This window comes from Haloarchaeobius marinus (assembly GCF_051207415.1).
GTDB lineage: Archaea > Halobacteriota > Halobacteria > Halobacteriales > Natrialbaceae > Haloarchaeobius.
This window is the reverse complement of the sequence record NZ_JBPKGD010000002.1, coordinates 320,161-331,624: the sequence shown is the minus strand read 5'-3', so window position 1 is coordinate 331,624 and position 11,464 is coordinate 320,161. Positions and strand designations below refer to the sequence as shown.

15 protein-coding genes are annotated in these 11,464 nt (G+C 67.1%); 5 read left to right on the top strand and 10 right to left on the bottom strand.

Annotated elements, in window-relative coordinates:
• Positions 1–41: 41 nt before the first annotated feature.
• From ACSC1W_RS07820 to ACSC1W_RS07795, 6 genes are all read right to left on the bottom strand, one after another.
• Positions 42–470 (bottom strand): universal stress protein, encoded by a 429-nt coding sequence (locus ACSC1W_RS07820; RefSeq protein WP_435346372.1) that lies wholly within the window; start codon positions 468–470, stop codon positions 42–44.
• A 204-nt stretch (positions 471–674) separates the two neighbouring features.
• Complete coding sequence (gene glmU / locus ACSC1W_RS07815) at positions 675–1,904, bottom strand: bifunctional sugar-1-phosphate nucleotidylyltransferase/acetyltransferase (RefSeq protein ID WP_435346371.1); 1,230 nt, start codon at positions 1,902–1,904, stop codon at positions 675–677.
• Positions 1,905–2,076: 172 nt separating this feature from the next.
• Positions 2,077–2,214, bottom strand: a complete 138-nt coding sequence (locus ACSC1W_RS07810; protein WP_435346370.1) for a DUF7563 family protein — start codon at positions 2,212–2,214, stop codon at positions 2,077–2,079.
• Positions 2,214–2,465, bottom strand: coding sequence for a helix-turn-helix domain-containing protein (locus ACSC1W_RS07805; protein ID WP_435346369.1), 252 nt, complete (start codon positions 2,463–2,465; stop codon positions 2,214–2,216). Before ACSC1W_RS07805 ends, ACSC1W_RS07810 begins: the two co-directional genes overlap by 1 nt.
• Before the next feature lie 475 nt (positions 2,466–2,940).
• Positions 2,941–3,633, bottom strand: coding sequence for a hypothetical protein (locus ACSC1W_RS07800; protein ID WP_435346368.1), 693 nt, complete (start codon positions 3,631–3,633; stop codon positions 2,941–2,943).
• 138 nt (positions 3,634–3,771) lie between these two features.
• Complete coding sequence (locus tag ACSC1W_RS07795; RefSeq protein ID WP_435346367.1) at positions 3,772–4,017, bottom strand: DUF8593 domain-containing protein; 246 nt, start codon at positions 4,015–4,017, stop codon at positions 3,772–3,774.
• Between the two features lie 569 nt (positions 4,018–4,586).
• Between ACSC1W_RS07795 and ACSC1W_RS07790 the strand changes: the two genes are divergently transcribed.
• The 3 genes from ACSC1W_RS07790 (at position 4,587) to ACSC1W_RS07780 (ending at position 7,053) form a co-directional block, all read left to right on the top strand.
• A complete protein-coding gene (locus ACSC1W_RS07790; RefSeq protein ID WP_435346366.1) occupies positions 4,587–4,883 on the top strand; it encodes a hypothetical protein in 297 nt (98 codons plus the stop codon).
• A gap of 661 nt (positions 4,884–5,544) precedes the next feature.
• Positions 5,545–5,892, top strand: coding sequence for a HalOD1 output domain-containing protein (locus ACSC1W_RS07785; protein ID WP_435346365.1), 348 nt, complete (start codon positions 5,545–5,547; stop codon positions 5,890–5,892).
• 270 nt (positions 5,893–6,162) lie between these two features.
• On the top strand, positions 6,163–7,053 hold the full coding sequence (locus ACSC1W_RS07780) for a CBS domain-containing protein (protein ID WP_435346364.1): 891 nt from the start codon (positions 6,163–6,165) through the stop codon (positions 7,051–7,053).
• 357 nt (positions 7,054–7,410) lie between these two features.
• On the opposite strand, the gene ACSC1W_RS07775 is transcribed toward ACSC1W_RS07780, so the two are convergent.
• From ACSC1W_RS07775 to ACSC1W_RS07765, 3 genes are all read right to left on the bottom strand, one after another.
• Positions 7,411–7,734: a DUF7130 family rubredoxin-like protein gene (locus tag ACSC1W_RS07775; protein WP_435346363.1), complete on the bottom strand. Its 324-nt coding sequence runs from the start codon at positions 7,732–7,734 to the stop codon at positions 7,411–7,413.
• Positions 7,735–7,792: 58 nt separating this feature from the next.
• Complete coding sequence (locus ACSC1W_RS07770) at positions 7,793–8,062, bottom strand: hypothetical protein (RefSeq protein ID WP_435346362.1); 270 nt, start codon at positions 8,060–8,062, stop codon at positions 7,793–7,795.
• A gap of 97 nt (positions 8,063–8,159) precedes the next feature.
• On the bottom strand, positions 8,160–8,861 hold the full coding sequence (locus ACSC1W_RS07765) for a helix-turn-helix domain-containing protein (RefSeq protein ID WP_435346361.1): 702 nt from the start codon (positions 8,859–8,861) through the stop codon (positions 8,160–8,162).
• Positions 8,862–9,066: 205 nt separating this feature from the next.
• Here ACSC1W_RS07765 and ACSC1W_RS07760 point away from each other — a divergent pair, with 205 nt between their 5' ends.
• Both ACSC1W_RS07760 and ACSC1W_RS07755 read left to right on the top strand, forming a co-directional pair.
• Positions 9,067–10,056, top strand: a complete 990-nt coding sequence (locus ACSC1W_RS07760; protein WP_435346360.1) for a DUF7972 family membrane protein — start codon at positions 9,067–9,069, stop codon at positions 10,054–10,056.
• A 71-nt stretch (positions 10,057–10,127) separates the two neighbouring features.
• On the top strand, positions 10,128–10,601 hold the full coding sequence (locus ACSC1W_RS07755; RefSeq protein WP_435346359.1) for a DUF5789 family protein: 474 nt from the start codon (positions 10,128–10,130) through the stop codon (positions 10,599–10,601).
• Between the two features lie 24 nt (positions 10,602–10,625).
• Here the strand turns inward: ACSC1W_RS07755 and dps are convergent, their stop codons facing one another.
• Entirely contained in the window at positions 10,626–11,408 is a 783-nt protein-coding gene (gene dps / locus ACSC1W_RS07750) for a DNA starvation/stationary phase protection protein Dps (protein ID WP_435346358.1), read from the bottom strand.
• Between the last annotated feature and the right edge of the window lie 56 nt (positions 11,409–11,464).

Here is an 11,464-nt window from a genome sequence, read left to right as displayed (position 1 = left end):
GTAAGGGCGCGGGTAGGTTGTCAGCCCGAGGCTACTCACACTCAGACGACGAGAACGGGCCTGTGAGCCTGCTGGACGACGCGTTCCGAGACGTGGCCGATGGTGGCGGTCCGCTTGTGCGATTCACCGGTGTACCCGAGGACGACCAGGTCGACGTCGTGCCCGTCGGCGTACGCGAGTATCTCGTCCGCCGGTCGCCCGTGACAGACCGTCGTGACCGCGTCGAGTCCCCGGTCGGACGCCGAGGCCGCAACCTCGTCGACGAGGGCCCAGCCCTCGTCCTCCAGGTCGTCGACGACGAGTTCGGCGCTCGACAGCGCCGACTCGTCGTATCGGCCCGTGTCGACGACGTGCAGGACGTGGACGGTGGCGTCGTGTCGCTCGGCGACGTCGAGGGCGTCCTCGACGGCTCTCGACGCCGGTTCGCTCCCGTCGGTCGCCACGAGCAGGTGTTCGTACACGGCACTCACCCCGGTATCTCGACCTGCCGTTCGGTGCGACCCGCCGTCGAGCGCGGGACGTCCGTCGGTATCGACGACGACCGGACGGTCCCACCCAGCCGGTCGAACTGGTCTCGCATCCACTCGAACGGTGTACTCGTGCCCTGCATCGTAGACTCGAAGGGCGGCGACCACGGTTTGTTATACAGCGCATTCCGCCGGGTCCGTGGTCGGTCACGGCCCCGACGCGGCGGGTCCCCGGTCGTCCCCCACGACGCGTTCGCCCGGTTCGGTCCTCGTCCCGGGTTCCAACGTCACGCCGGCACCGATGGTGGTGTCGACGGCGATGCTGGCCCTCGACCCTGCGACGACGCCGAAGCGACGGCGACCCGTCGAGACGTACTCGCCGTCGGCGCGGGCGGCGACGTGACCGCCGTCGTGACGGCGATGGGCGACCGTTGTTCCGGCCCCGACGGTCACGTCCTCGCCGACCACGCTGTAGGCGAGGGTGACGTTGTGACCGATGCTGGTGCCGGCCAGCAGGACGCTGTTCTCGACCGAGACGCCGTGACCGACGTGGACGTCGGGGCCGACGTAGGTCGCCGGTTCGAGGTAGGCGTTCGGTCCGACCGTGGCGCCCCCGTCGACGACGACCGGGCCCTCGACGACCACGCCAGCCCGGACGGTGGCTCCGGGGGCGACGCGGACCGGGCCGCGGAGTCGGGCACCGTCGGCCACGTCGCCTTCGACGAGCGGGCCGTCCTCGTGACCGGCCTGTTCCGCCAGCACCAGTTCGGTCGCCCGGAGGAGGTCCCAGGGTCGGTCGACGTCGACGTAGGTCTCGTGTTCGACCGTCGCCACGTCCTGCGTCCGCCCCACCTGGGTCAGGACGTCCGCGAGTTCGCGTTCGCCGCGGTCGCTCACGGGGACGTCCAGCCAGTCGCCGGCCTCGGCCGGGAACGAGCACGCGCCAGTGTGGACGCGCTCCTCCGGCGGTGCTGCCTCGATGGCGTCGACGTTCAGCGCACCGCCGTCCCCGACGGCGGCAGGTCTGCCGGCCCTGTCCTGGCGGCCGGCCTCGTCCGGGACGACGCCGACGCTCGGGACGCGCTCGAAGATCCGCGCGAGCGACGCGGTGTCGTAGATTGAGTCGGCACAGACGACGGCGAAGTCGCCGTCCACGTGTCTGCCCGCCTTCCGAAGCGCCTCGGCAGTCCCCATCGGACGCGGCTGGACGACGTACGTGACCGGAGCGCCGTCGACCGAGCGACCGAGTCGGTCGGCGAATCTGCGATGGTCGGGCGGGACGACGACGTACAGCTCCGTGGCGCCCGCCTCGACTGCGCTCCGGGCCGCCCGAACGACGAGGGCTTCGCCCGCGACCGGGAGCAACGGTTTCGGCGTCCTGTCGGCCAGCGTGTCGAGTCTCGTGCCGTCCCCTGCGGCAAGGAGTACGGTCTGCATGGACTCGTGACTCGCCAGTGCGACCTATTGCTATATACTTCTTACCTGAAGTAACTCCACGGGTGAGTCCTGCCGACAGTGGTTCGGCAGTCCATACACCCGGGAGCCGAAGGCGTTCACGTTCGTCGAGCGATGCGAGCGAGGAGTCCCCAGCCCCGACCCAGCCCGGTCGCTACCGTGCTGCTGCCTCGCCCTCGTGGAGGTCCACGTTCCGCGCACAGTCGATGCAGCTCTCGACCTCGCCGGACATCCCGAACACCCTGACGAAGTCGTGTGAGACGTACTGCCCGCAGTTGTTGCAGGTCGGCATCAGGCACCACCTGCAATCTCGTAGGCGTTTCCGCGCTTCTTGACCAGCCCGTTCGCCACGAGGGAACCCAGAACCGGGTAGACCTCCATGGCCCGCAGACGGAGAGCGCGGGCGATACCGCGAGGGGTTCCTTCGCCCTCGACGGCGAGCGTCAGGTAGACCAGCTTCGAGCGTTCCGTCTCGAGGCCGTCCGGGAGGTGCAGCCGCGAGTCGTCGGTGAGTTCTGCGTGCGGAGCTTGGTTTGCAGACATCAGCCGTCCGAAGTCGGCAGGCGAGTATAAAGCTAGCAGACGGTTCGCGTAAATTATACCCCGTTAGACGTCGCATATCAACGGTAGAAAGAGCATAGAATCGGTCGAACCGAGACGTCGCTACCGGTGCCGACTGGGCGACCCCGCGGCCCCGTACGTTACAGTTGTATCCTTGTAACGCCAGTAGTCACGTGTTGTCACGGAACGTGTGGCGAGCCCCCGACCGGACGAACGTTAGGGCGTCCGAAATCCGCACCTAGTCTGGCGACTTCCTCCCGAACGAAGACCGGAGTAACCGGTAACACGTACTTAGGGTGGTAGTAGTTGGTGGTACGGCCGTCGACGGGGCGACCGGCTGGGGTAGACGCCGACCCGGTCCAGTGGTCGTGGCGTGCGACGAGTCCGGTGCGAAAAGGGTGGATAGAGCGTCCGACAGCAGTCGGGCCGGGCGTCAGCGTGGGTTATGGACCGCCGCCTACTGCGTCTGCTCGTACTGCGGTTCTTCTCTCTGGCGCCGACTGTACTGCGATTCGGTCGGTCGCTCCTGTGCCGGTTCCCGGTACTGCTGGCCCTGTGGTGCCTGATACTGCTGGCCCTGCGCCATCGGAGCCTGCTGGCCCTGTGGCTGGTACTGCTGGCCGTGCGCCATCGGGGCCTGCTGACCCTGTGGCTGGTACTGCCGGCCCTGCGCCATCGGAGCCTGCTGACCCTGTGGCTGGTACTGCTGGCCCTGCGCCATCGGAGCCTGCTGGCCCTGTGGTGCCTGATACGGCTGGCCCTGCGCCATCGGAGCCTGCTGACCCTGTGGCTGGTACTGCTGGCCCGTCGGAGCCTGGAACTGGCCACCAGCCGTCTGCTGCTGCTGGGTCGACTGTGGTTGCTCCATCGCCGCACCGGCCTGACCTGCCAGCTCCGCGGCGGACCGCGTCGTCTGGTCGACCACGTCGAGGAAGTTCTGGAATACCGCCCGCGTGGCGTCGACGCCCATCCGCTGGGTCGACTCGGCGATGTCCAGTCCGGTCAGCATGAACCGGGCCGCGTTGCGCTGGAGTTCGACCGCCTGCTGGTAGGGATACTGCATCGTTTCGGCCATGGCGCGCTGTTCCGTTTCCAGTATCTTCTGTCCTTCTTCGACCGTCTGTGTGATGTCTGGTTCGTTCTGACTCATAGTTGGTACGAGAGGTCGTTCGACGTCGATGCACCCGAGTGGTTGGGGGGTCACACCGTCACTGGGTAGGTCGGCGCCCACCGAACGGGGCGGACGCCGACCCGCCCTCCGACGGCGGTACTGGACCGTGCTCGCGTTCTAGAAGTTCCGTTTGAGTCGAACCTCGTCCTCCGTTATCGTGTTCACCTTGGACTGGTCCAGTCGGAACTCCTCCTGGCCGGCGGTGTCCCAGCCGAGTTTCGACCGAATCTGGTCGGTGATTCCGGGGTCCGGGTCGACGTGTGCCACGTCACCCTGGACGTTCGAGATCATCCCGATCTTGTCGCCGTCGGCGTTCACTACGCGCTTTCCTCTGTCGTCGTCCGTGAATACTGGGTCTGCCATCTTGGTTCTCCTCGGTTGTGTCGTCTGACCGCGGTTCGCTTCGACCGTGCACCGGTCGACTGTGACTGCTCGGAGCCGTCGTGCAGGACTGGTCGTGCGGGCGTCCGGACGGTACTGGTCCGGGCGCCGCCGTGAACGGCGGTCGCGTCCCGACCAGCACGTGCACCCCTCGTGGGGTGTACTGACGTCTCCGAGCGTTCTGTCTCATTATGACCCGAATAGGCCAGTGGTGCCAACACGTGGGGGAGTCTTTGTTATGGTGAACGTTTCCGGGTAAAAGGTGCCGTTTCCCGGGTAGAACCGCGTTACACGGCCAGGGCGGCCGGTCCGGCGCTCGTCGTCCGTCCGCTCCCGCCACGTCCCCCGAAATGCCCGCTTATCGACGCCGACTGCCGTCCCGCGTCGCCCGCCGCCGGGCGTCCAGGCCCGACCGCGACGGAACGGCCGGACGGCGACGACCAGACCGTCACTGACCGTCGAGTCGGCACTCCTCGACGACGTCTCGCTCTCGCTCCGGTCGTTTCGGGACGTATAATTTTGTACGCCGCCGCCGAACCTCGTACCTGTCGATGCAACCCAACAATCAACCCGGCCGACCACCGGAACAGGGACAGCAGTGGAGTGGACAGGCCCAGCAGGGCTGGGAGCAACCGGAACAGCGCCAGCCGGCCCAGACCACGCGCCCGGCGACCGAGGGGAGCGTCTCCGAACCGACGCTCCAGTGGGTGCAGATCGGGAGCCAGCAGGAACAGGTCACACTCGGGCCGAAGGACTACGTCCTGGATAGCTTCTTCAACCCGCAGTACGGCACCTGGGAGGTGCTCGTGTTGCTCAAGCCCGAGACGGAGGGCGAGGACGAGGACTAGGGCACGGAACAGACCCCGGAGCAGGGTCTGGCTGGGAGTCGGACCGCCGGTGAATCACTCGCCCCCGTCTCGCGAGGCTCGTCGTAGCGGTTCGACGGGCCAGCGTCCGAGTACGCCCACGTCGCCACTTCGTCGCGTGCCCACGACCGTCCCGGGCTGAAGACGAGCCGTCTCCGACACGACACGGCTCTGGCTCTGACCTGTCGTCGAGAACGAACGGTGTCGCGACGGCGCACGTCGTCGCGGCGCGCCGGTAGCGGCTCCTCCGGGCGTCGTTCTCGGCTAAGGTTACAGACAGTCGGCTTACCGGTGGCGCGAGTCACCCGTAGACCGACAGGCTGAACGGGTGCCACGCCGAGCCGGGGGCGCCGAGGACTCGCCGGTCGCATCGACGCTCGGACCCCGTTCGTCGGTCCGGAAGGCCGAACGTACCGGGACGACCTGACATCGACCTGTGAGGAGTGGCTCGCACGAGACGACCGCCGGGCCGGATGGCGCGGTCAGAGCGGGTATCAGCCGTCGAACGAGGCGTTCCCGGCAGGTAAGGCCGTCCTAGAGTCGGGCGGAACTAGTCGTCCTGGCGGTCGGTCGGTCGAGTTAGAAGGTCTATACCAGCAGTAAACTTTTAGTTATCGAGGTTCTAACGAACGTCCATCAACCAATGCACCAGAACACCACCCAATCGGTTCCCCAGTCTCCGCCCCAGTACCAGAGACAGGAGGCCCCCTCGTACACGGTGAAGCACGACTTCGACGGGTCTGCGTCGCTGACGACCACGTTGATCCACGCCATCTCGGACGTGACGGGCATCGACGTGAGCGACACGGAGCACACCCTCGCCGACGTCATCGACCCGGAAGCGCTGGACCGCCTCTTCCAGTCGAAGTCCGACGACTCCGCGTTCGTCAACGGGCACGTCCACTTCGTCCTCTGGGGGTGTCAGGTCACCATCTACAGCGACGGCCACATCGTCGTCGTTCCGCCCCAGCCCCAGCAGGGCTACCAGTAACGACTGCGGGCAGGTCGTCCCGGACCGCTGGTAATTTCGACCGTGCTACCAGCACGGTGACGCCTTCTTCTCCGCGGTGGACCGCCTTCGAGAGGCGCGCCCCAGCCGTTGACGAGGACGGTCGTGAGCGCAGGCGCGGGCGGACACGGATACAGCCCAGCGAGACCCCCCTCGCTCCCGATTTCCAGGGTACCATCGGTTTTAACTGGGTCGGTGTCGTATCGGCCAACTGTCGGTCGACTGGCTAGCCGCGAGGCCGACGTGACTCCCATGAGATACCAAGAGAACGACCCGAACGCACCACGATGGCAGCAGCAGCCACAGACAGGACGATTCGGCCAGCAGGGCCAGCAGTACCAGCAAGGACAGCAGGGCCAGTACTACCAGCAGGGCGAGAGCCAGTACGGGCAACAGCCCCAGGGCCAGGTCCCGACGGGCCAGCAGTACGAACAGCCACAACAGAGTGGGTACGGTCAGCCCCAAGGCCAGATCCCGACGGGCCAGCAGTACGAACAGCCACAACAGGGTGGATACGGCCAGCCCCAGGGCCAGATCCCGACGGGCCAGCAGTATCAGCAGGGAGCCCAGGGCCAGTACCAGCAAGGAGCGCAGGGGCAGCTGCCGACACAGTACCAGCAACCGCCGGGCCAGCAGAGCCTGGCCAGTGGGTCCATGCAGATGCAGATGCCGTCCACCCAGCCCCAGCAGATGGTCGGCCAGCGACCCCAGCCACGACTGCGCCAGGTGAGCGTCGAGGACGTGGTGCAGACGGACGTCGTCACGGCCGACCCCGACACGCCGATACGGACCGTCGTCGCGTCGATGGCCAAGGAGAACGTCGGTAGCGTGGTGCTCGTCGAGAACGACAGACCGCGTGGCGTCCTCACCGACCGCAAGATTGCACTCGCCATCGAGTCGATGCCGGACATCGGCGACAAGACCGCCGCCGACCTGGTCGACCACGAGGTCGTGACCGCCTCGTCCGACGAGTCGATCTTCGACGCGCTGGACCGCATGAGCGAGGCGAACATCCGCCGACTCCCCATCGTCGACGACGCCGGACACCTGGAGGGCATCGTCGCGCTGGACGACGTCCTCCTCATGCTCAGCGAGAAGTTCGCGGATGCGGCCGACATCATCCGCTCACAGTCCCAGGCGTAGGCCTCCAGACTGCGGTACCCCCGTCACTTCTTCCGCCGTCGATGGGCTGGACGACAGTTCGAGCCGTCGCTGCCCGAACGACGTGACGTTACGGTCGGTTACTCGCTGTTCACGGACGGGCCGTCGCGTACTGCCATCCCGGCAACGGACGGCGGTAAGCGCTTTCTGTAGCCCGGTACGGTCGGGTTTTGCCGGTTCGACCGGGGGACGGGTGCCAGTCCTCGTGACTCTGTGTGCAGTGGTACGGACCGGGTCCGCGAGCAGTTCACGACGCGGTACCCCAGCGGGTGCTCGTCGACCTGCCCAGGGCCCTCCGCTACATCGTCAGCCCGGCACTCCCCGGCGCCGGGGACCACCTCAATCTTCCGTCCAGTACATCAGGTTCTCGCGGGCGGTGCCACAGTTAGGACAGCCGTCGGGGATGTCGCCCTCGATGGGACCCATCTCGCCGCACTCCATGCAGCGCCACATCAACTCGGCGGACCCCCACGACTGGCCGGAGCGGACGTGCTCCTCGCTGAGCGCCTCGACGCCCGTCCGGGTCGTGACGAGGATGCCGCCCTCCTGTACACCGCGCACCGTCCCGATGACGTCGCCGTCCTCGGTGTACACCGTCTCCCCGAAGTCTATCTCTACGGCGTCGGCTGGCGATTCGTCGGACTGGTCGTCGGTGCTGGTCACACGTCAACTGCGACCTCCATCACAAAAACTCTATCCGCTGGGCTCGCAGGGCGACCGGTCACGACTCTATCTTGTCCCGAATCTTCCGGGCCTGGTCTCTCGCCTTGGACTCGCCGACGGTCTTCTTCACGAGGACGCTCTGGACGGTCCAGTCGTCGCTCCCTTTCTTCCTGCCCATCCGGACCTCCGACCCCGACGAGATGGACCCGGCGGTGTTCTTCGCCCAGTCCGGGGTCCGTATCTCGTCGAACTCGTCCGGGTCTCGGAACCGGACGTGGATGTACTCGTCTCCCGTCTCGACGGCCTTGATGCTGGGATTCCGGCTCACGGTACGTACGAGTGACGGCGTCGGTCGCCATAATGGTACGGCATGGGACCCGGTTTCGGTGGTGTCGTAGCACGTCCGTCCGTCGTCGCGGGCGGTCTCAGGCGTAGTCGACTTCCGCCTGGGCGTGCCCGGACTCGGAGGGCTGGTCGAGGGGCATCGTCACGACGGTGTTCTGGACGAGCGACCCGATACCCCGGCGCAGGCGCTCCGAGAGCGCCTGGTGGGAGATGTCGAACGACGTCGCCAGTTCCTGGAGCGAGATGTCGCGGGGGACGGCGTAGTAGCCGTGCTGGAACGCCGTCACGAGCGTCTGCTCCTGTATCTCGGTCAGCCCGTACTGGAGTCCGTTCACGTCCTCGCTGGCCCGCCTGAGCCGGAGGAGCGAGAACGGGAGTCCGAGTCGGTCACAGAACGACGCGTACTCCTCGACGCCCGACCGGTCGTGGAACCGTATCGTCTCGCGCCAGCGGTTCTCCGACGGTCGCGCCGAGACGAAGACGGCCTCCTCGTTCGCCCACGTGTTGTACGTGCTCACCTTGCTCCCGTAGGCGTTCAGGTACACCTGGTAGAGCCGGTCGGTCCCGGTTTCGCCGAACGCGGTCCACCGGTCGACCGTCGGGTCCTCGTCCAGTCCCTCCTCGAGCTGCTCGACGTCGCCGCCTCTCGTCTGGAGGGTGATGTCGACGGTCCCGTCGGGGGCCATCTTCTGCTGGGTGACGCTGAGCGTGGTCTCGGGCGAGTGCTTCGACGCGGTCTTGAGTATCGGCGTGTCGACCGAGACGGTGACGTACAGACTCACGGGTTCCACCCGTCACTGCGTCCGGTTTCTCGACGCGGAACGTGCCGGCCGTCTCGTCTGGAGGAGCGTCTCATCGTACACGGTGTATCGCGGATACGGGGGTAAGTCGTGCGCCTAATCACCTAGGAGCGTCTCGCCGGCGGGCGGGGCCGGCCATGCGAGGGCCAGTCTGGGAGTTATGAGTCTCGCTCGCGTGTATCCTCGTATGGAGTCGGAGGTTTCGACGTCACGTTCTGCTGGCGACAGGGACGGAGTGAGAGACCGCGTCGGCGGGTGGCTGTTACTCCAGGGCGACCGACGACTCGTCTCGTTGGGCATCGTCGTCCTCTTCGTCGTCTGGTTCGCCACCGCCAGCGTCCTGGGCCTGCTCGAGGTCGGGTCGTCGGGGTTCGGGGCCACGCTGTTCGCGAGCGGCCTGACCTCGGGCGTCCTGACGCTGGTGACCGTCGCACTGTCCATCAACCAGCTCGTCCTCTCGCGCGTGTTCGGGTCTCCGAAGGAACTCAACGACAGGCTCGCGGGGACCCGCGAACTGCGCGAACACATCGAATCGGTCGCCGGGACGCCGTCGACCCCCATCGACCCGGCCTCGTTCCTGTCGTTGCTGGCGACGACGCTCCGGGACCGGGCCTCGACGCTCCGGGAGACCATGGACACCGGCGACGAGACGCACCCCGACGAGGTGACGGACGCCATCCGGGACATCGAGGCGTACGGGGCCAACATCGACGACCACCTGGAGGAGCAGACCGCCATCATCGACGTCCTCCAGGTGGTGCTCGGCACGGAGTACGCGGAGAACCTGACCGCCATCCAGCACATCAGGTCGGGGTACGCCGACGAGGTCAGGGACGAGATCGCGGAGGAACTCGACACGATGGAGGAGTTGCTGGAGGCCATCGCCGTCACGCGCCAGTTCTTCAAGACCATCTCGTTACAGGAGGACCTCGCGAAGTTCTCCCGCCTCATCGTCTACACCGGCCTGCTCGCTTTGCTGGTGGTGCTCTCTCTCGCGCTCGTCTACCGGACGAACGGCGTCATGGTCCCCCCGTCTCTCATGCCGGCCCTTGTCAGCGTCGGCATCGGGGCCATCGTCTCGCCCTTCGCCGTGTTCCTCGCGTACGTCCTCCGGGCGGCGACCATCGCCCGGCACACCGTCTCCGTCGGCCCGTTCGTCCCGCCGGAGGAGCGATGACGGTCCGGGCGTGCGACGACCGTCTCGGGGTCGGCGACGGGCCTTTGTGCACGGGTCCCGTTGGGCCGGACATGGGAGACGACAGCGATAGCGTCGACGATGCCGCCCGGGAACGCCAGCACGAACGGGCCGAGCGCGTCGCGGACGTTCTCGCGTCGGTCCGCGAGGACCTCGGGACCCAGCAGTACCCCGTCTCGAGCGAGGAACTCGCCACCGAGTACGCCGACCGCCCGATGGACCTGCCCAACGAGACGGAGTCGCTCGGGAGCGTCTTCGACAGACTCGACGGCGAGTTCGAGGACGAGGAGATGGCCTTCGAGGCAGTGACCACCGAGATAGACGCCGGCGGACACGTCGAGGAACGCTCGGACCTGGCAGCAGGCGGGCCGCCGTACCGGGACTCCGGGCGGGACCGGCGGGAAGCCGAGTCGGTAGACGACGAGTTCTACGACAGCACCCCCGAACGGGCACGGGAACGCGCCAGCGAGGCACAGGCGGCGGAGTACGAGGACGACGAGGAGGACGAGCGTTCCGGGACGGAGTGACGACGGACCGACGGAGGACGGCCCTCAGCGACTCGGCTGGCCGCCGCCCGGACCCGGCGGGCCACCGTACGTCGGCTGCTGGCCGACCTGTGCCTGCTGGCCGAACTGCTGTGCGGGGTACTGCTGACCGTACTCCTGGCCCTGCTGTGGCGCCGCCTGCTGTTCGGGCGTCTCACCGGAGATGGGCACGCTCGACTGCGGTTCGGTCTGGAGGTGTGCCTCCAGGAACCAGAGGTCCTGTGACACCGTCCGCGAGATCTCGTTGAGGAGGTCGGCGGTGTCGAAGTCGTCGTACTGGTTCGCCACCGTGATGTCCTCGTGCAGGCGAGCGTCGTAGATGGCCAGTCGGTCGACGAGCAGTTCGACGTACTCGCGACCGGTGACCGCGGCGGACGGCATCTGGGGCATGCGGCAGTTGCTCACCGCCATCCCGGCCGTCCCCATCGCCTGCCCGCCCAGGGCGGTGACCCGTTCCGCGATGAGGTCTGCCTGTTCCGCCAGGTGCTCCGCGATGTCCTCGAACAGTTCGTGCAGTCCGACGAACTCCATGCCCTTGACGTTCCAGTGGGCGTACCTGACGTGCGTCAGGAGGACCGTCGTGTCCGCGAGCGTTCGATTGAGTTGCTGTATCATCGGGACGCGGACCGATTCCGGGAGGAAGTTCCGCGTCGGGTACAGCAGGCTCTGGACCTGCCGGCGGCCCATCGACTGTTGCGAGCCGGCAACCTGTCCCTGTGGGAACTGCTGCCCGTGCTGTGTCTGTCCGCCCGTCTGCTGGCCGTACTCCTGATGGGGTACCTGACTCATGGTCTCACCGCCGGAGCGACAGGGTCGCTCCCGGCACCAGTGGCGTCACCGGGTAG

Bases quoted from the DNA above. Each gene is read 5' to 3' on its own strand.
- glmU (WP_435346371.1), bottom strand. From the start codon at position 1,904: ATGCAGACCGTACTCCTTGCCGCAGGGGACGGCACGAGACTCGACACG.
- ACSC1W_RS07810 (WP_435346370.1), bottom strand. From the start codon at position 2,214: ATGCCGACCTGCAACAACTGCGGGCAGTACGTCTCACACGACTTCGTC.
- ACSC1W_RS07805 (WP_435346369.1), bottom strand. From the start codon at position 2,465: ATGTCTGCAAACCAAGCTCCGCACGCAGAACTCACCGACGACTCGCGG.
- ACSC1W_RS07800 (WP_435346368.1), bottom strand. From the start codon at position 3,633: ATGAGTCAGAACGAACCAGACATCACACAGACGGTCGAAGAAGGACAG.
- ACSC1W_RS07795 (WP_435346367.1), bottom strand. From the start codon at position 4,017: ATGGCAGACCCAGTATTCACGGACGACGACAGAGGAAAGCGCGTAGTG.
- ACSC1W_RS07790 (WP_435346366.1), top strand. From the start codon at position 4,587: ATGCAACCCAACAATCAACCCGGCCGACCACCGGAACAGGGACAGCAG.
- ACSC1W_RS07785 (WP_435346365.1), top strand. From the start codon at position 5,545: ATGCACCAGAACACCACCCAATCGGTTCCCCAGTCTCCGCCCCAGTAC.
- ACSC1W_RS07780 (WP_435346364.1), top strand. From the start codon at position 6,163: ATGAGATACCAAGAGAACGACCCGAACGCACCACGATGGCAGCAGCAG.
- ACSC1W_RS07760 (WP_435346360.1), top strand. From the start codon at position 9,067: ATGGAGTCGGAGGTTTCGACGTCACGTTCTGCTGGCGACAGGGACGGA.
- ACSC1W_RS07755 (WP_435346359.1), top strand. From the start codon at position 10,128: ATGGGAGACGACAGCGATAGCGTCGACGATGCCGCCCGGGAACGCCAG.
- dps (WP_435346358.1), bottom strand. From the start codon at position 11,408: ATGAGTCAGGTACCCCATCAGGAGTACGGCCAGCAGACGGGCGGACAG.